The 17,270-nt window shown below is 61.2% G+C and carries 19 protein-coding genes; 13 read left to right on the top strand and 6 right to left on the bottom strand.

Annotation, left to right across the window (positions count from 1 at the left end; all coding sequences use genetic code 11):
• Positions 1 to 49 precede the first annotated feature (49 nt).
• From AC1DCF_RS14460 to AC1DCF_RS14440, 5 genes are all read left to right on the top strand, one after another.
• Entirely contained in the window at positions 50 to 508 is a 459-nt protein-coding gene (locus tag AC1DCF_RS14460) for a VOC family protein (RefSeq protein WP_477211633.1), read from the top strand.
• A gap of 335 nt (positions 509 to 843) precedes the next feature.
• Complete coding sequence (locus AC1DCF_RS14455) at positions 844 to 1,719, top strand: alpha/beta hydrolase (RefSeq protein ID WP_477211632.1); 876 nt, start codon at positions 844 to 846, stop codon at positions 1,717 to 1,719.
• 173 nt (positions 1,720 to 1,892) lie between these two features.
• Positions 1,893 to 2,312: a YciI family protein gene (locus tag AC1DCF_RS14450; protein WP_477211631.1), complete on the top strand. Its 420-nt coding sequence runs from the start codon at positions 1,893 to 1,895 to the stop codon at positions 2,310 to 2,312.
• Between the two features lie 68 nt (positions 2,313 to 2,380).
• Complete coding sequence (locus AC1DCF_RS14445) at positions 2,381 to 3,004, top strand: YdeI/OmpD-associated family protein (protein ID WP_477211630.1); 624 nt, start codon at positions 2,381 to 2,383, stop codon at positions 3,002 to 3,004.
• Positions 2,959 to 4,002 (top strand): Mut7-C RNAse domain-containing protein, encoded by a 1,044-nt coding sequence (locus AC1DCF_RS14440; RefSeq protein WP_477211629.1) that lies wholly within the window; start codon positions 2,959 to 2,961, stop codon positions 4,000 to 4,002. Before AC1DCF_RS14445 ends, AC1DCF_RS14440 begins: the two co-directional genes overlap by 46 nt.
• Positions 4,003 to 4,072: 70 nt before the next feature.
• Here AC1DCF_RS14440 and AC1DCF_RS14435 read toward each other — a convergent pair whose 3' ends face one another.
• From AC1DCF_RS14435 to AC1DCF_RS14420, 4 genes are all read right to left on the bottom strand, one after another.
• Positions 4,073 to 5,218, bottom strand: coding sequence for a low temperature requirement protein A (locus AC1DCF_RS14435; RefSeq protein ID WP_477211628.1), 1,146 nt, complete (start codon positions 5,216 to 5,218; stop codon positions 4,073 to 4,075).
• A gap of 52 nt (positions 5,219 to 5,270) precedes the next feature.
• On the bottom strand, positions 5,271 to 6,041 hold the full coding sequence (locus AC1DCF_RS14430; RefSeq protein ID WP_477211627.1) for an SDR family oxidoreductase: 771 nt from the start codon (positions 6,039 to 6,041) through the stop codon (positions 5,271 to 5,273).
• A gap of 398 nt (positions 6,042 to 6,439) precedes the next feature.
• Positions 6,440 to 6,982 carry a hypothetical protein gene (locus AC1DCF_RS14425; protein ID WP_477211626.1) on the bottom strand — a complete coding sequence of 181 codons (543 nt, stop codon included), beginning with the start codon at positions 6,980 to 6,982 and terminating at the stop codon, positions 6,440 to 6,442.
• 559 nt (positions 6,983 to 7,541) lie between these two features.
• Entirely contained in the window at positions 7,542 to 8,222 is a 681-nt protein-coding gene (locus tag AC1DCF_RS14420) for an SGNH/GDSL hydrolase family protein (RefSeq protein WP_477211625.1), read from the bottom strand.
• Between the two features lie 381 nt (positions 8,223 to 8,603).
• Between AC1DCF_RS14420 and AC1DCF_RS14415 the strand changes: the two genes are divergently transcribed.
• From AC1DCF_RS14415 to pdxY, 3 genes are all read left to right on the top strand, one after another.
• Complete coding sequence (locus tag AC1DCF_RS14415) at positions 8,604 to 9,878, top strand: AraC family transcriptional regulator (RefSeq protein WP_477211624.1); 1,275 nt, start codon at positions 8,604 to 8,606, stop codon at positions 9,876 to 9,878.
• A 490-nt stretch (positions 9,879 to 10,368) separates the two neighbouring features.
• Positions 10,369 to 10,833 (top strand): CHAP domain-containing protein, encoded by a 465-nt coding sequence (locus AC1DCF_RS14410; RefSeq protein ID WP_477211623.1) that lies wholly within the window; start codon positions 10,369 to 10,371, stop codon positions 10,831 to 10,833.
• 236 nt (positions 10,834 to 11,069) lie between these two features.
• Positions 11,070 to 11,921, top strand: a complete 852-nt coding sequence (gene pdxY, locus AC1DCF_RS14405; RefSeq protein ID WP_477211622.1) for a pyridoxal kinase PdxY — start codon at positions 11,070 to 11,072, stop codon at positions 11,919 to 11,921.
• Positions 11,922 to 11,933: 12 nt separating this feature from the next.
• Here the strand turns inward: pdxY and AC1DCF_RS14400 are convergent, their stop codons facing one another.
• Together AC1DCF_RS14400 and AC1DCF_RS14395 are read right to left on the bottom strand one after the other, a co-directional pair.
• Entirely contained in the window at positions 11,934 to 12,590 is a 657-nt protein-coding gene (locus tag AC1DCF_RS14400) for a histidine phosphatase family protein (RefSeq protein WP_477211621.1), read from the bottom strand.
• A gap of 214 nt (positions 12,591 to 12,804) precedes the next feature.
• Positions 12,805 to 13,974: a DUF8173 domain-containing protein gene (locus tag AC1DCF_RS14395; RefSeq protein WP_477211620.1), complete on the bottom strand. Its 1,170-nt coding sequence runs from the start codon at positions 13,972 to 13,974 to the stop codon at positions 12,805 to 12,807.
• Between the two features lie 151 nt (positions 13,975 to 14,125).
• On the opposite strand from AC1DCF_RS14395, the gene AC1DCF_RS14390 reads away from it, so the two are divergent.
• From AC1DCF_RS14390 to AC1DCF_RS14370, 5 genes are all read left to right on the top strand, one after another.
• Positions 14,126 to 14,296, top strand: coding sequence for a hypothetical protein (locus AC1DCF_RS14390; protein WP_477211619.1), 171 nt, complete (start codon positions 14,126 to 14,128; stop codon positions 14,294 to 14,296).
• Positions 14,297 to 14,479: 183 nt separating this feature from the next.
• On the top strand, positions 14,480 to 14,941 hold the full coding sequence (locus AC1DCF_RS14385; RefSeq protein WP_477211618.1) for an SRPBCC domain-containing protein: 462 nt from the start codon (positions 14,480 to 14,482) through the stop codon (positions 14,939 to 14,941).
• A gap of 780 nt (positions 14,942 to 15,721) precedes the next feature.
• Positions 15,722 to 16,147: a hypothetical protein gene (locus AC1DCF_RS14380; protein ID WP_477211617.1), complete on the top strand. Its 426-nt coding sequence runs from the start codon at positions 15,722 to 15,724 to the stop codon at positions 16,145 to 16,147.
• A gap of 265 nt (positions 16,148 to 16,412) precedes the next feature.
• A complete protein-coding gene (locus AC1DCF_RS14375; protein WP_477211616.1) occupies positions 16,413 to 16,664 on the top strand; it encodes a hypothetical protein in 252 nt (83 codons plus the stop codon).
• Between the two features lie 459 nt (positions 16,665 to 17,123).
• Positions 17,124 to 17,228, top strand: a complete 105-nt coding sequence (locus tag AC1DCF_RS14370) for a hypothetical protein (RefSeq protein WP_477211615.1) — start codon at positions 17,124 to 17,126, stop codon at positions 17,226 to 17,228.
• Positions 17,229 to 17,270: the final 42 nt, after the last annotated feature.

The raw sequence follows: 17,270 nt of genomic DNA, 5'->3' as shown, positions 1-17,270 counted from the left end.
CAGGCCTCGCCGAAAGTGGGGTGTGAGGCCCAACAAGTGGAGGTGTCACATGGCCGAAATCACGCAACCCGGAAAAGGCCCCGGCGAAGGAATCATGGTTGCCCACTTCATCGTGTCGGACGACGTCGAACGCTCGCGACGCTTTTACACCGAAGTGCTCGGCGGCACGGTGGCTTTCAGATCCGGAGAGCTGACCTACGTCGCGCTGGCCAATACCTTCATCATCATCAACATCGGCGGCGGCCCGACCGACGACAAGCCGACCGTGACCCTGGAGACGCCACGCGACCCCGACCGGGTCAGCAGTTTTCTCAATATCCGTGTTGAAGACATCCACGCCAAGTACACCGAATGGAGCGCCCGTGGTGCCCACTTCCTGACGCCGCCGAAACAGCACCAGTTCGAGATCCGGTGCTACATCCGCGACCCAGACGGACATCTGATCGAGGTAGGCCAAACGACCGACCCAGAAGGTGATTGGTCCGCATGGTTACACTCGTCGAACTGATCGCCACGGAATCGAAACAATTTCGAGTTGGCTTACCGCTGCGATCGGGTTGGCTGTACTAGTTTTGCTCGCCTTCTATGGCACCGAGTATGGAACCTGGTTGGATGAGGCTGGGCCTTTGCCAGCATCGCCCCCGACTTTCATTTTTCCCTTCGCCATTGGGGCCTCGGTATGGTCCTGCTCATCGGCGGACTCATCGTCGGTATGGCTGGGGCCGCTCAACGAGCACGGCCTCGCCCGTCGTGCATCTACCCGATTGATTGTTCTTCTGGCCAGCGCATCTCGAGTTCGCGTCAGAACCGTTGAGCCGACGACAGCACAAGAAAAGTGAGAATGTGAAGCCACTCGGCCAGATCTCGAAATCTGTCAACGCGATCGACAGCACGATCCAAGGACCTCACGGCCCGATACCTGTGCGCTGGTATTCGCCGCCAAGCGGCACGACTCCCGTAAGTTCCACGCCGATCGTGTGGATCCACGGAGGCGGGTTCTTCAAAGGCGGCCTCGACCAACCAGAGTCGCACGACGTCGCACGGCTGCTGGCCGCAGTGGGATTTCGGGTCGTCACAGTTGCATATCGGCTCGCGACGATCTCGAAGCTTCAACTGTCTTCGAGTGGGTTCCGGCTAGTCCCGGCCGTCCACTATCCGGTCCCAATTCACGATGTCGTTGCCGTGGTACGGGACGTGCAGCGCGAGGCGCCCAACGGGGTGATTCTGGGCGGCGCAAGCGCCGGTGCGTGCTTATCAGCCGGCGCGGTACTTCGTCTGGCGGAGGACGGAGCTAACGATCTCGCAGGCGTCTTCTTCGCCTACGGTTTCTTCCACGCCGTGCTTCCGAAACGATCGCGCCATTTGCGAAGTCGCCTTCGTGGCAAGCGCCGTTTCGTTCACACGCCACCGCTTCTCAACCTGACGAATCTCCACTACGCGGGGAAGCGAACCGCCCTGGCTGAAGCCGACGCGTTTCCCGGCGGACACGCCCTGCAAGGCTTCCCGTCGACGCTGATGATTGACGCTGATCGCGACTCAATGCGCGCGTCTGGCGGCCAGTTCGCCCAGGAGCTTTCTGAGGCAGGAGTCGCAGTGGATTACCACGTGCTCCCCGGGGCTTTCCATGCCTTCCTTAACCGTCCGCAAGACCCGAACTTTACGGACGGCTTAGGTCTGATCGTCGAGTGGGCCCGGCACATAGAGGCGAGGCACGCGTGACCGGCGGCGATAGAGGCCAAGCTGGGCCCGGGCTAGCCGTCGCTTGCCGGGTTGAGAACCGTCGCGCTCGGAAAGCGCAAAGAATTCTTCCGCGTGTGTCGATCTGGGGCCGCGCCGATCGACCTCTTGGTGAGAAGGTCGAACAGCGACCTTCCAGAAGCGAGGAGTACACGATGGCCAAATACATGCTGATCATGCGCGCGACTGACGAATCGTTCGCCAGCTTCATGAGCGTCGACTTCACCGAGACCCTCGAAGCGATGGGCAAGTTCAACGACGAGTTGATCCGGGCAGGCGTGCTGCTGGCCGCCGAAGGCCTCGACGATGCGAATAACGGGGTCGTGGTCGACTTCACTGGCGAGAGGCCGGTCGTGACTGACGGCCCGTACGGAGAGACCAAAGTACTGTTCAACGGCTACTACATTCTCGATGTCGCGTCGATTCAGGAGGCAGTCGAATGGGCCAAGCGGGCACCCCTCTCGGCGGGCAGCAAGACCGAGATCCGCCGCGTGCCGTCGATCGACGAGTTTCCGCAGGACAACCCGTGGATTCAGAAAGAGCGGGCCTGGCGCGAGCAGACCGGGCAGCTCTGATCGAGTCGGCCCGCAGAGCGTCGCTCAAGTTAGCAAATCAACAATGTACCGGAATGAGAATATACAAAATGTCACTCAAGAATGCTGACCCTCAAGTCACCCAGTACATCGATAACTCTGAGGATTTCGCCAGACCAATCCTCAATTATCTGAGAGAGCAGACACATGAAAACTGCCCCGATGTAATGGAGTCAATTAAGTGGGCTATCCCGCATTTTGACTACAAAGACGATTTCATGTGCGTGCTGGCTTCAGCTAAGAACCACTGTTCGCTCACATTCATAAAGTCTGAATTCATGAACGATCCCCGGTTTGCAGGCGGCAAAAAGGTAAAGCCGGGCCAGCGATTTTTGAGCAGAATCACGAGTATGTCCGAGCTGCCATCAGATGAAGAGCTCGCAGGCTTTTTCAAAGAAGCGATGGATCTAAATGACAAAGGCATAAAACTCGACAAGACAGCCAAGGCTGCACCGAACAGCAAACCAGTGGAGACTCCGGCATATTTCTTAGAAGCACTTTCGACAAACTCCGGTGCCAAACAGGTTTTCGAAAACCAATCAGCGTCATTCCGCAAGAACTACATCGTTTGGCTTGAAAGTGCCAAGACTGAAAGCACACGACAACGGCGAATAGATGAAGCCCTGGAATGGATCGCCGGAGGCAAGGGTCGATTCTGGAAATACGAAAAGTAGAAAGGCTCTGTGTTCGCGTTCTGGGGCAGACGCAACTACAGAATCGACCGCAGTTTCTTCCGAAGCCGGTGGAGCAAGGCTCAAGGACCTACTCACTGACTGGTCACACCAGGCGAGTTGGGGGACGTGGTTTCGTGATCCGGCCGCCGGGACGCGCCCAAAGCCCACTGAAATCGCTGAGCCGCGCATCGGAAGCCCGATGCGACGAACCGTTCAGCCAGTTGGCCCAGCGAGCGCCCAACTTGAGCAGGCACGATGTCCAGGTGCCGCAAGTCATCGTCGAGGTCGATCCCACACTTCGGTCCCTGCTGCCCAGGCGAGACCGGGGGGACCATGTCGTCCGTGACGCCGCTCCCACAGAAACGGTGGCACATCTCCTGCAAGTCTTGGGCGTGCCGGTGACTGAAGTCGGGGCCGCATCCGTGGACGGCCACAGGATCGGTCACGAGGCACTTCGTACGACGCACATCGGAGCCTCGTCAGCGATCGACGTCGAAGCTCGGGAACGACCGCAGCCGAGCTCCGGTCTCTTCCTGCTCGACGTACACCTCGGCACGCTGACGCGCCGGATGCGGCTCCTCGGCCTCGATGCGGCCTATGAACCTGAGGACGATGACTTCAAGCTGGCCGCCCGTTCCGCAACCGAGCAACGGGAGCTGCTCACCCGAGACCGCGGACTGCTCTTCCGCAGAAGCGTGCACGATGGTGCGCTCATCCGTTCAGGCGACGTGGACGCGCAGCTGGATGACGTTCTCAGTCGCTTCGCCCCGCGACTTGCGCCGTGGACGCGGTGCCTGCGCTGCGGGGCGCTCCTCGCGGAGGTGCCCGCCGCAGAGGTCGCGGCCCAGCTCGAGCCAGGAACGCTCCGCACCTATCGCTCGTTTTCGCGGTGCACCAGTTGTGATTGGGTGTACTGGCGCGGCGCGCACAGCCAACGACTTGAGGCGCTCGTGCGTCGGGCAACCAGACACGAGCCAGGGGTGAGTTCCTCACGGTAGCCGACAAGATCGTCGACCCATGGAGAGGAACAGGAGACGCATTTTCCGCCGAGCTCCCCGCGATGTGCACCTAAGTACGTTCCGACGAGCGGGCTCGTGGGATCGATTCGATCATAGGGATCGCTGCCACGACGATCGTGAGCACGGCCAACTGCTCCAGCACCGGGATGCGCGGCCCGACAAAACCGCAGGCGAGGCAGATGACGGCGCCGATCAAACGCCAATGCCATGGCCCGAGATCAAGTTCCCGCCGGTACTCTGCATGGCCGACCAGGTACACCGCGACACCTCCCGCGATGAGCCAGGCGGCGGCCGTGGATGCTGGCTCAAACGCGTGCGGGAGGGAGAGCCGCAGGCCGGCGGCAAGGCCGACCAAGCCGAGGATCATCACCAGGTGGCACACGAAGAATGCGGTCAGCGTGAGGGTCGTACGCTCACGCGTCTTCGTCAGGCCGAAGGCTCGCTCAGCGCGGACATTGTCGCCAGTGAAATAGCACCACCAGAGGGCAGCGACGATCGCGACGGTCGCGACCGCGGAAAGCGCGAGCTGAAGCTGCCCCTCGTGCGCCGTAAGTCCGGCGCTCACCGAGACGATGGATTCCCCGAAGGCGATAATCATCAGGAGGCCGTGCCGCTCGACGAAATGGGCCGCGCCGACCTGTAGCCCGATCCGCGTCGACAGGGTGCTCGCCAGAAAGCAGAGCGGGAGCGGCAGCAGGAAGAATACCCAGTCGAGCGGGCCAGTCACGAATCCGGATGCGATCAGCAGAGCGGAGACGACCAGGTTGATCGGACCCGCGCGTAGCATCGTGCGCGCCCCTGTTCCTCCGTGGGCGATGAAGATGCCTGCGTGTATGAGGACGACGACGAGATACGAGACTCCGAACAAGAGCCCGGCCGAGCCGAACGCATCGGGGATCGCGAGCGACATGGCGAGGAATCCGGCCATCCCGGCGATGAGTAGCAGACGTATCAGCGTCGTATCGGGAGTGGACTGGTTGGTGAGCCAGACGAATGCGTCGTACATCCACCACACGAGCGCCATCGTTACTGCGGCCTGCGCGACGGCCTCCCACGTTGGCTGCGCGACGATGATCTCCGCCACCTGACTGATCGTGAACACGAACACGAGATCCAGCAGCAGCTCCAGTGTCGACACTCGCGATGCGATCCGCACGGTCCGCGCGACAGGTCCGGATGACTTGGCAGCGGTCATGACCTCATTCTGATCCCAACCAGATGAAATAGGCGCCGGTTTCTTGGTTGAGCTAGATCGTGCTGACAAGCCCGCCGTCGATACGGAATCCAGCCCCGGTGATGTTCGCGGCACTGTCGCTCGCGAGGAACACGACAAGAGCCGCGACCTCCTGCGCCGTGCTGAATCTCCGTGTCGCGGTCCCGGCGACAGCGTTGTTCTGCACGGCAGCCGCCGAGGAACCCGAACCGCGACTGACCGTTTCGGCGATGCCACCGCTGCCCAGCCACAGGTCCGTTCCGACTGGCCCAGGGTTGACGGCATTGGCGCGAATGCCCTGCGGACCATATTCGGCGGAAATGCCCTTGGTGAAGTTTGCGAGCGCCGCTTTTGCGGTCCCGTAGTCCAAAACTGTCGGATCAGGTAGCTCCGCGTTGACGGAGACGATGTTCACAATCGCCCCGCCATGCTCAATCATTTTCGGGATAACGGCTCGCGTGGTTCGAACCGCAGCGAGGAAATTGAGTTCGAGCGATCGCACCCACTCCTCGTCTGTGATCGAAAGGAACCCTCCCAGGCGGGCCGCCGCGGCACCCACGTTGTTCACGAGTACGTCAACTGGCTGATCTGAACCCTCGACAAGGCGAGACGGCCCATTGGGGTCGCCCAAATCGACGGCCACGAATGTGACTTTCCCCGACTCTACGAGGCTGTCAATTCGTTCCGATGATGACCGTGCGCTGGCGACGACATTCGCACCAAGCTCGACAAATGCCTCAACCACAGCGAGGCCAATGCCCTTGCTGGATCCCGTGACGACCACATTCTTTCCGGTGAAGTCCATTGGGTGTCCCCTCCCGCCAGATCTGAGTTGCGCCCGAACGGCCGAACACATCGACGTGATCGTACTCTCTGATTCATCGCGGAGAACTGCCGTATCTCATCGTGGACGAGCCGAGTTGGAGAGCTTCCGGCGGAGACAATTCGTCATTGCATCCGAGGAAGTCTCACCTCGTCACGACAGCGGCACTCTCCGCTGTCTTCCAGAACAAAGCGCGCGCGGGTCGAGAGGGATGTGCTCCATATCGAACATGGGAGCCGTTCCCACCAAGCTCTTGAGTTGGCCCAGCTCGTCTCGCATCTGCGTCATCCGCACAGCGTCCCTACCCGGCCACGACGCCACCGCAGAGGTCGAACTTGAAGGGCTAGTCGCGCGGCGGAGCCGGGCTCACGGGGGCGGGGTCACCACGCTTCGGCGAATTCCGAAGCGAATGCTGGCACGAACGCGAGCATCATCGGGTTCATCAGGTAGTAGAGCACTCCGTCGCGCCAGGCGAATCCACTGCCCAACGTTGGGTCGTCGCTGGGCTTTGAGACGGGTACCCAACCTGAGATTCCGAAATCATCGGTCACCAGATGCCCGTCGGCCGCGAACTCAGTTTGGATCGAGCTCCACTCTTCCTCGTTCGTTGCAAGCTGGCCAATCACCACGGCGCCATCCAAAATCACAGTGCCATTGACACTGCCACCGCACGCTATTCCGTCGGCGACCATTCTGTCGACGAGTGGACTGACAGCGTTAGGCTCCTCTGCCTCGACTTGCACAAGATGACCGCCCACCCCGAGAATATCCGCCGCAACTTTCTCCGGCATAATCTCGTCACAACTTGTCAACGCGCTTTCAGCGTCTAGGTCGGGTTGAGTCAGGGTGGCGCATCCAGAGACACCAGTTCCCAGAGCTAAGACAAGCGCGGTAGCGAAACGTGTCTGAGCGGTTGTCCCCATGAATTTGATCGTATCTCGCTGCTGGCAGTCAGCTTTGACGCGCAGAGCCAGGATCTTCGGGTCGGCAGAGGTTGAGAAGCGCTCGCTGAGTAGCCAGGAGGCTGGACAGCATCCACCAAGCAGGAAATCATCGCTGACTTCGGCTTGATGGAAACTTCAAGACGCTCCCGCTCCTATGCGAACGTAGTTGATTCCGTCCGGGCCATAATCGCGGCTTTCTCCAAGCCAGACTCCCTCGATGACCGATCCAGCAACACTCTTCGGGTCGACCAGCACAGCGGGAATCTGGCCGTGCCTGTTCACCGGCACGCGCGTCTCGACGTAACGGAATGAGATACGGGTCAGGTACAACCTGACGATGGTTGAGCCCGTTATGTTCATCGTTTCCTTTGGCGTGTTGCATTCTCGCGCGTCGACGGTGCCTGGGTCGCCCCGAGACCAAAGCGCAAATCGTCCCTTACGTGCTGTGAAGTTCCCTCGGCGCTTCATCGCCCGGGGAGTTCCAGTCGCATTAGGAGTCACGTGAGCGCCTTCCGGTACTTGCATGCTGCGTGGGAGTTCACGTTGGTTGCTTGGAAGACGGTCGCCTGAGCAGGGAGCCTGCGACGTGCGTACCGATACGGCGACCCCACTTTGCATAGGTGCGGGATGTGAGGTCGGAGGCGGCATCTAACGGAATCATTGGCGTATTTGTTTGTGCGCAGATTCGACTGGTCTCGACATTGAGCGTTCGCGCGTGCCTCCCTGCTATCCGGCGAACGAACGGGGCGAGAGGCCTTGCCAAATGCAGACTGGCGGCGCTCGTCACGAACACGGATGATGCATCCGTGGATTTCAGGGCGTGCACCAGTGCGGTCATGTTGCGCCGCCAACTACGGCGATTAGTGAGGCAAAAAGCGTCGGTTGTTGCGAGCATGAGCACGATGGAGTCATAGCCTTCGAGGTCAATATCGCCGAGGCGTTCGCGGGTCGAGCGAGCCGACGCGGCCGGCTGTGCCACGACAGTCACCACAACTCCGCCCTCGATCTGTCCGACCAGGTATCTGGCCAGATGTCCACCGATTCCCAGTTGGTGGGTCCGCACGCCGAAACCGGCCGCGGGGCCGTCGCCAACTACGAGGATACGGGCGGGGCCGGTTCCGGCGATGTTGATCTCGGATGGCCCTGTCGGGTAACGCCATTCGTGTTGCTCCTGCGTCGTGACTTTGAACCATCCCCAGAAAAGCGGACCCAGCACCATGTGCTGACATTGCCGCAACCAATGTGAAACTGACTGGCATAACTGACGTTTGGGCGCGTGCACTAGCGTTCTACGACTTTCAGTGGCAATGCGGGAGGGCACCGGTGCGTACCGGAGGTCCTTGCGGTTCGGTACTACGGCTGCAGCAAGCGACTCGGGACACTCCCATCAATGACATTGCGCTTGAGGATGGGACGGACAGAGGTGGTGTCAGCTACCGCGTGAGCGTGGATGTCGCGACCATGGCCACCTCCAGACGCGTCGAAGCGCGCGCCGGAGACGGTCCCACTGGCGAGCGTCCGGCTGCTCCACCTCAAGTCTCGGCTCTGCGCCGGACTCGAAGGCGATCCAACCACACTGATCGCAGATGCGAATGAAGCGATGAACGGCGAGGCCCATTCCAAAGAACTCGTTGTCGGCAAGGCGAGTCCGCGCTTGACATTTCGGGCACTGCATCACTACGTCTGTCCTGTCCTTTCCTGTTGGCCGTTGGAATCGCTCCTGGCAGATCCGCGTTCAGACGGGGCCGACGAAGTCCCCCGGCGATGTTCTTCCAAAGCTAAGGGTCCGCAGGCGCGCACGAAATCCGAAACGCGCGGCGTGCGTGATCCCATTCACGCGAGACGTAGCGGCCCCAAGGCCTACGGAGCTTCGCTACGCGAGAATCGAGGTATGCAGTCGACATTTCGTGAGGCGTTCAGCCGACATCCCGTCGTCTCCTCCCGAGACCTCGATGTGGCGCGACAGGCGCTGAGCGAGGTGTACTTACCGATGGACTTCCCGTCGGCATCCGCTTCGACCTCCCTCGACATGTCCCTGAACGCAATCAAGATTGGACGCGTGACTGTCGGGTACCTGCAGTTCGGGGTCGCCATTCGAATTCAGACCGTTGAAGCCGCCAACTACCATGTCGACATCCCCGTCGCAGGCAGGGCGAGGATGCAAGCCGGCCCTCGTGACCCCGTCTACGCAACTCCGCAGACCGCCGCAATTTTCGCACCCGGTCTTCCCGTCGATCTCGACTGTGACGACGAATTCGCCCAGATCGCCCTCATGCTCCCGAAGGTTGAACTACGGTTCGAACTGGAGAGCCTTCTAGGACGCAACCTCGGGACACCGCTGGAGTTTTCAATGGCGCTGGACCTGGCCACTGCGGCCGGAGATACAGTGTTGCAGGCACTCCGACTCATCGATGCCGCGTCAGACCAAGCGGACGGGATGCTCCAGCACCCGCTCGCGGCGCACCGTCTAGAACAAGCATTGGTGCATAGTCTGCTGTTCGCTCAACCTCACAACTACTCCGAAATTCTTCGGGCCACTCCGCCGCTCGCGGGCGCGCGTGCAGTGTCTGAGGCGGTGGAACTGATGCGTGCCCGCCCGGCTCACGCGTGGACTGCGGCCGAACTCGCCGCCGCTTCCTCGACGAGCGTGCGCAGCCTGCAGGAGAACTTCCGCAGTTCACTTGGCACCTCCCCCCTGCAATACCTTCGCGATTTGAGGCTCGAGGAGGTGCGCAAGGAACTTCTGGCCGCCGAGCCTGGTACCGCGACAGTGACGCAGGTAGCAGCACGATGGGGTTTTGTTCATCTTGGCCGCTTTGCGGCCGCATACCGAAAACGATTCGCCGAACGCCCGTCAGACACCTTGAGGCGCTAGTCGCCCCTCAAGAAGCTGGGTTCAGGCTTGATTTGCTCATCCCTTCGGGGCATGGTGTCGTCGGGGCAGTTGACGACATGCTGACCATTGTGAATGCGGCGAGGATCTACGGGTAGGTTTCGGAAGGAACCAGCCAACAGGCTGGCATCAAGTCGCGGAAAGTAGTCCTCCACATGCCCTCAGGGAAACACCTGAGGAGTTCCGATTGCAGGCATTTCATCGGTACGGCATAGCGGCTGTTGCTGTCGCTACTTGCGCTCTCGTGGTCTCAACCGGCTCTTGGCATCTGGGTGCTCCGAGTGCCACAGTGAGTCAGATCGTGATCACGGACACAGCCGCCGGCCGTCCAGTTGCTGCGGATTCTCCCTCGTCGGTACCGCCCCTGGTCGCTGAACCGTCGACGACGGATGCTCAGTCTCCCTCAGAATCGCCTGCCTCGAGTCCGGAACCTGTGCCAGCCGCCCCGGCTTGGCTCCTAGGCGAACGTGGATTGGAAGCCCAACTTGCGTGGGTGACAGAAAACGCTTGGACGAAGAAGTATTCGTGGGGTCACTCCTACATCCCAAATGAAGACTGCGCCAACTTCGCGTCCCGATCGCTTCTGATCCGAGGTCTTCCGGAAAATGTGCTCCACATTTCATCAACGAAGCTTCGGAACTGGCTGACTGGGCACGGATACGTAGAAACACCGGACTCCCCTGCGGCGCGCGGCGCCGTGCAAGTCGGCGACATCATCCAGTTCGACTGGCAGCCTTCCGCCTCGAACCCGTCCGACCGTGATCACACCGGCATCGTCACCAACATAGAAACCGGAGTAGACGGCACCATCACCGTTCGGTACACCGCCCAAACCGACCCAGGCAACGACCCGAAAGTCGACCAGAGCATCGAGGCGTCACTGGCCGACTACGGCCATGACATCAACGGACTGGTGTACTTCATCATCATCCCCTGAGGCCGGCCGTACGTCAGTACGTGTTGGCTTCAGTGAGTTTGTGAGCGACGAACGTGGCTTCTGAGATTGCCTGCTGCCGCGTGTCATCGTTCGGCAACGTCTCGAGGATGTCCTCGATCGTCCAGTACGTGGAATCCTCGCCGGTTACTTCGGCGAACTCACGATCAGCCGCTTCAGCCGCATGCCGGCGAGCTCGTCGGCGGCCCGGACTGTTCGAAGAGAGGAAGATTGACGTCGTGAAGATTCTCTCGATTCAGTCGGCCGTCGCTCACGGTCACGTTGGCAACTCGGCGGCTGTGTTCCCCCTTCAGCGCATCGGGGTCGAAGTGCTACCGGTCAACACGGTGAACTTCTCCAACCACACGGGGTATGGCGCGTGGCGCGGATCCCTCATCGCACCCGAGGATGTGCACGATGTGATCCTCGGCATCGAGGAACGTGGCGTGCTCGCCCAGATCGACGTCGTGCTCTCGGGATACCAAGGCGGCACCGGAATCGGCGACGTCATCGTGGATGCGGTGCGACGGGTGAAAGCGGCGAACCCCTCGGCCATCTACGCGTGTGACCCGGTGATGGGCAACGCGAAGTCCGGGTGTTTCGTGGCGCCCGAGATCCCCGAGCTACTGCGGGATCGCGTAGTCCCCGTGGCCGACATCATCACTCCGAACCAGTTCGAGTTGGGATTCCTCACCGGCACCGAGCCATCGACGCTGGACTCGACACTCGACTCCGTCGACCTCGCCCGGGCGATGGGTCCGGGCACCATTCTCGTGACGAGTGTGGAGCGCCCCGACCGCGAGCCCGGCACCGTCGAGATGCTCGCAGTGGATGCTGAGGGCGCGTGGATCGTGCAGACTCCCCATCTGCCTTTCAAAGCGAACGGATCGGGCGACGTCACCGCGGCACTATTCTCGGCGCACTACCGCGCGACAGGTGACGCCGCTGTAGCGCTGGAACGGACCGCATCCAGTGTGTTCGACCTCATCGAGCTGACGCATCAATCGGGTGAGCGAGAATTGCAGCTCGTGCAGGCTCAAGACTTCTACGCTCATCCGCGCATGCAGTTCGCCGCCCAGCGCGTGCGCTAAGGAATCAGACTCTTAGGACTCCGAGGGCACCATCGGCAGTTCAGCTCCGTAGTTCCAAGACAAGATGGCCGGCTGCTCACGGTAGTAGCTGAGCACGGAGACCGATCCAGCATCCAGAGTGATTTGAGCACCGAATCGAGGGGCCAACCTGAGGTACACGGCTGTCAAAATGCGCAGGAAATGGCCGTGTGCGATCAGGGCGACATCTCCTTGCTCCAACGCGGGCAGCACACGCGTGAGCACCCGCGATGCGCGGGCGGCGACCTCCTCGACCGTTTCACCGGGCGTTTCACCACGAATCACGCCGTGCGTAAATGCGCTCCAGTTGTAGCCGAGCTCGTTGCGGATCTCGCGCGTCGTGCGCCCCTCGTACCCGCCGTAGTCCCATTCCAAGAGAAACGGATCAACCTCTGCCTGAAGGCCCGCGAGCTCAGCAGTGCGTCGCGCACGCTGCAGCGGCGAGGTCAGCACGAGCGAAAAATCGTACTCGGCCACCAATCGACCTGCGCCGCGGGCAAGTTCCTCTCCCCGGGCCGTGAGCGGAACATCCGTCAGCCCGGTGTGTTTGCCAGCCTTTGACCACTCCGTCTCTCCATGTCGCAAGAGAATCAGCTTCCCTGAGGGGTTATCCGGAGCGGGATGGTTGGGCAGCGGATCGTTTGTGAACATACGGCAACAGTAGTATTGCGCCGCGGTTCTGATGGAGGTTCTTGATCACCGGAAAGCTTCAGAATCGTGCCAGCGTTCAAGAAATTCGGGTCGGCTCAGAATGATTCTGATGGGTAGATGATGGCCATTTGAGCCGCTTTGAGCGATACAACGACCCCGCCGAACTCTCCTCCGCGTGCCCGACGGATGCTCGTTGGGCTCCTTCCTGGGCATGTCAGGCTTGTGTCTGCGGCGACTCCCCGACCGTTGGTGGCGTTGCCGCGGGCGGCATCGCATCCGTTTCGGTCCGGGTGCGCCATGGCCGCTGACTCTGGATCGCCAGGAGCTGTGCGCCGAGACCGAACAACACCATGGCGACCCAGACAACGATGTTCAGCCACGGAATCTGCAGGGCGACGATGAGGATCACGCCGCCGACGAGCGCCTTCACGACGGGATGCTGGTTGCCGCGGAACAGGAGGCGTCCGATGTAATACGCGCTGTACACGAAGGTCGCGAGCATGAGCACGAGCCACAGCAACAGGCCTGCAAGCGCGAGGGGTGCGCCGATGACGGTCACCAGGAGGGCCAGCAACGCGATGGGTACGGCGATGGATGCCACGAACCCCACGAGCAATGCCTTCCAGGGAGACGGGATGAGGTGGTCTGTTACCCGCTGCAACACGCGCGGAACAAGCAGGGCTGCGACGATGGTGATGAGGCTCAAAGCGACCAGCGCGTAGAGCAGCCCGAGAAGCCAGCCGACGAATACGGCCCAGGGTGAGATCTCGACTTCGGGTGATGGCTGCCGTTCGACACGCTCCACGGTGCCGCTCACTGCGCCCGTTGCGATGCGTGCGGCGGAGTTGCTTTGATAGGTGACGTTGCCCCCGATTGTTCCGTCAATGGTGAGCTGTCCGGTGCTGACGAGCAGATCTCGGCCGATTTTCCCGGCGATCGCGACATCTCCCCCGGCGCTCACCAGATCGTTGCCGATCGATCCGGCGTCGGTGACATTCACGCTCCCCGCGAAGACTGTTCCACTGCGCGAGACGTCACCGCTGATTATGACGCTGCCCCCGGCAAGACGCACATTGCCGTCAACAGTCCCGGTGATGGTGATGTTCTGGGCTGCGGCGATCACGTCTCCCTTGATCTTGCCGCTGATCGTGACGCTCTGGCCCGACGCATACACGTCGCCGTCGACCGCACCCGAGACGTCGACGGCGAGACCGCTGTAGAACTGTGGGCCCTCGCCGTCGTTTGCTGCGGAAACCGCGGTCGACACGGACATTGGCTTCGAGGTCGACGACGCGGCGGATGCGGCTGCTCCTGCGGGGAGAACGAGAAGCCCCGCCGCGAGAACGGTGGCGGCGAGTCGCCAGGAGCGTGACAGAATTCTCATTTCGATTCCTCTTCCATACCTCGAGTGCGTCCAGATGTCACTCGTTGAGTGTCATGGCCGGATGCTCCCGGAGCGGGTTGATTCGGTGGGCTGAATCTGGCGGGTTTCGGTCAGTGAGGAAGATACACCGATGCCGAAGGTGCCGCCCGAGATGACGATTCCCCGGTGCCGTAGCGTGACTGCGGCGCTGTTCACGAACTCCCGAATCCTCTCGATCGACGAGTATCCCGACGAGTCGCTCGACGAGCATTTCGTCGGGATGACCGGCAAAGTGCTGAACGGCCAGTTCCGCCTGAACGGTGTGGACTTCGTCTGCCACTGATACCGGTTCGGCTCCGGACAGCCCACCGACCGACCGCTGATGCGTTGCTACTCGCATTCATGGGTACTCCGCCCGTGAACGCGAGTAGCAATGGTGGGTACGCTCGTTGAGGCGCGTTTCATTTCACGTGCCGCTCGGCGGGCAATGTCCCGTCGCGCTCAGCTCGAACGAGAAGGAAACACCGTGTCTGATCAGGCAAGAATCAAAGGCCACACCGTGACCCGCACCGTGCACATCGAGGCCTCGCGCGCGAGCGTCTGGAAGGCGCTGACCGACCCCGAGGTGATGGTCAAGTGGTTCGGAGACGGTGTGGAGTTCGCCGCGCTCGAGCCCGGTGCTACTGGCAGCATCGACTGGGATGGCTACGGCAGCTTCCCGATCGAAATCACCGAAGTGGTGCCCGACGACTCGTTCGGCTTCCGTTGGTCGGGAATCCCCGCCGAAAAGCTCGACGAGTACTCGACGCATGTGCGCTTCACCATCTCCGATGCTGGCACCGGGACGGATGTCACGGTGATCGAATCGGGCTTCGACACGCTCCCCGGTGGCACCCGTTACCGTCGCGAACGTCTTGACCAGAACCGAGAGGGCTGGGACGTCGAACTCGACGAGCTCGTGCTCCTACTCGAGGGTGTCACCCTGTAGTTCACGTTTACGGAGGAGTCGCTCGACGAGTTGGCCACCTTGCTCGGCCGGTAGAGGATCATTTGGCAGAGCGCAGAGGATGTGCGCGAAAGTGCCGAAAAATCGTCCAGGGATTCAGCGGCATTACCTGCGGACGCGCACGACCCGCGCGCGGAGTCGCAAAGGCGTCCTGTTCCTCCACGATCCGTTTGGCGGCCACTAGCGCGCTACGAGCTTGAGCGGTATCGCGGGGCTCTGCCGCCAGCGCTTGGACCGGTCCGAGGGCGCTCACGCCGACGATGGCGTAGCGGTCCCGGTATGCCGCCACGGTGCACGGGTGCTGTATCCACCCGGGTGTTACCTTTCGATGCGGGCCGGCCCCGATTTCCCGCGTCTAAGGGTCCCCCGCGTAGTGCTTCGTCGAGCACGGTGCTCGCTCGCGCTTCGACCCGGTCGCTGCGTTCAGTTGTTCGACGCGATCAACAGAGATTCCCGCTCCGGGGTTGAGTCCCTCCCCGGCCGGATTATGCCTCGGAAGACCACATAACCGGGACCGAGATGTCTGCCGTGGCGAGGGTAGGCAGCTTCCGCTTTGCAGGACTCTGAAGCAGTTCAGCGCCCCGTTCAGCAAGAGCCGCCATGGGACTATTCGTACTGATGGGTACCGACATCAAAGGGTTGAGCGTGCACCCCCAGTCCACTCGAATTTGGGCGGCTACCATGCTCACGTTTTATGAGCGCTCGAAACCATTCTTAGCCCGGTCTGGGGGGGAAATCGAGGTGAGATTAGCATTGTGGGTCATGGCTACACATAAAAGATCACCAGCCGCTGCATTGCTTGGCGGCAACTCGGCGAAACACATTCGGTTTTCCCGTGGCGTACTCCTCGGGCACGATCAAGACATGCCTTTCGTTGGGGTTCCTGACGAGACCGGAATCAACCCAGATGACGGCTCTGCGGCTGATCTCTGGGTGATCGACCCCTCCGAGTTTGACGATGAGCGGATCGTAGTCGTTGTCGATGAGCGGTGCACACGCCGAACTTCGTTTGAACGTTGGCTCCTGCATGCGACTGCGGTGCCACCAGAAGATGCCCCGTTGACGCGGCTCTTCGTCCCGGAACGCGCAGCCGGCAGGCTCGAAGCCGTACAGCGACTTCAGGCGTGGATTGATGGCGCAGGCATCAATGCGGAGGCGGTCTCATACCATCCGCCGCACGTATGGTGATCGAAGGCTCAGCGAGATAGTTCGAGTCTGGGGTCTCGGGCGGTTATTCGACGAGCGTGCCGAGGGCTCCGTCCAGTTGGCGGCATAAATGCGATTGTCGAGGCGAGTGTGGGAGGCGACCCATGGCCGACATCCGCGGGAATAGCCGGGGCGATGCGTGTGCGAAGGCGTCCGGCTTGCCGAACGCGCTTCCCGACATTGGAGCTGTCTTCATGTTAGAAAACGCTGCTTCAGCTATGGGTGGCCGAGCGATAGTGTCAAGCCCATGCGATTCGATCTCCGCCCAGCTTCAGCGTTAGTGCTCGCCGGCGCAGTCGTGCTTTCCCTGAGCGGCTGCGCCAGCGCTTCGAACCAATACCTTGAATCTCTCGCTCCGACTTCAACGGCGGAGCTATCAACGCCTCCCACGGCGGATGAAACCGAAGACGATGAATCTGGATTGGGCGAGCTTGAGCAGCAGCCGAAACCGAGCTCCAAAATCAACAAAACCGCCCGACAAAACAAAAATCGCTTCTGATTCTCATCAGGAGCGATTTCTTTGAGGCAGTTCTGCGAAGAATTTCGAGAACGGCCCTTTGGTCGGGCTGACAGGATTTGAACCTGCGACCCCCTGAAGGCTCAGGCCTTAATTTGGTCGTCGCCGAATGTCTTGGAAAACTTGCGGATTCCCTTGTGTTTACAGGGAACCGGGCGGTTCACTGCCTCCAATTGTACTCGGTCAATTTGGGTCGGTTGAAAATGATTCTGATGGGTAGAAGATGGCCATTTGAACCGCTTTGAGCGATACAACGAGCCCCCCCAAACGCTCCTCCTCATGCCGCGCCCCCGAACGCGCGGACATGGTTCGGGATCGGCTTCGTATGACTCGCCCAAGAGTCGGCAACGCCGCGCGGACACACCGCCAGAGAAGTAGTCTCCCCACGGCCGTTCTAACTGTGCCCCGACCTTCGGTTGGACCGCGCTGCACGAGGCAATCGTGCTTGGGGACGGCGGGGACCGGGCGGCACAGGTGGTGCGCATGCTGCTCAACGCAGGCGCCGACCCTCGACTCCCCTCCCGCGGCGGGGGTTTCACCGCGTGATCTTGCGGCGGCGGGCGGGCGCTGGAACCGCATCGCGGAACT

It is taken from the genome of Leifsonia sp. 10L418, from assembly GCF_056395445.1.
This window is presented reverse-complemented; position numbering and strand designations above follow the sequence as displayed.

What these genes read in the sequence shown, in the direction of transcription:
- AC1DCF_RS14460 (WP_477211633.1), top strand. Translation starts at nt 50, where the DNA reads ATGGCCGAAATCACGCAACCCGGAAAAGGCCCCGGCGAAGGAATCATG.
- AC1DCF_RS14450 (WP_477211631.1), top strand. Translation starts at nt 1,893, where the DNA reads ATGGCCAAATACATGCTGATCATGCGCGCGACTGACGAATCGTTCGCC.
- AC1DCF_RS14445 (WP_477211630.1), top strand. Translation starts at nt 2,381, where the DNA reads ATGTCACTCAAGAATGCTGACCCTCAAGTCACCCAGTACATCGATAAC.
- AC1DCF_RS14440 (WP_477211629.1), top strand. Translation starts at nt 2,959, where the DNA reads ATGGATCGCCGGAGGCAAGGGTCGATTCTGGAAATACGAAAAGTAGAA.
- AC1DCF_RS14435 (WP_477211628.1), bottom strand. Translation starts at nt 5,218, where the DNA reads ATGACCGCTGCCAAGTCATCCGGACCTGTCGCGCGGACCGTGCGGATC.
- AC1DCF_RS14430 (WP_477211627.1), bottom strand. Translation starts at nt 6,041, where the DNA reads ATGGACTTCACCGGAAAGAATGTGGTCGTCACGGGATCCAGCAAGGGC.
- AC1DCF_RS14425 (WP_477211626.1), bottom strand. Translation starts at nt 6,982, where the DNA reads ATGGGGACAACCGCTCAGACACGTTTCGCTACCGCGCTTGTCTTAGCT.
- AC1DCF_RS14420 (WP_477211625.1), bottom strand. Translation starts at nt 8,222, where the DNA reads ATGGTGCTGGGTCCGCTTTTCTGGGGATGGTTCAAAGTCACGACGCAG.
- AC1DCF_RS14415 (WP_477211624.1), top strand. Translation starts at nt 8,604, where the DNA reads ATGAACGGCGAGGCCCATTCCAAAGAACTCGTTGTCGGCAAGGCGAGT.
- AC1DCF_RS14400 (WP_477211621.1), bottom strand. Translation starts at nt 12,590, where the DNA reads ATGTTCACAAACGATCCGCTGCCCAACCATCCCGCTCCGGATAACCCC.
- AC1DCF_RS14395 (WP_477211620.1), bottom strand. Translation starts at nt 13,974, where the DNA reads ATGAGAATTCTGTCACGCTCCTGGCGACTCGCCGCCACCGTTCTCGCG.
- AC1DCF_RS14390 (WP_477211619.1), top strand. Translation starts at nt 14,126, where the DNA reads ATGACGATTCCCCGGTGCCGTAGCGTGACTGCGGCGCTGTTCACGAAC.
- AC1DCF_RS14380 (WP_477211617.1), top strand. Translation starts at nt 15,722, where the DNA reads ATGGCTACACATAAAAGATCACCAGCCGCTGCATTGCTTGGCGGCAAC.
- AC1DCF_RS14375 (WP_477211616.1), top strand. Translation starts at nt 16,413, where the DNA reads ATGCGATTCGATCTCCGCCCAGCTTCAGCGTTAGTGCTCGCCGGCGCA.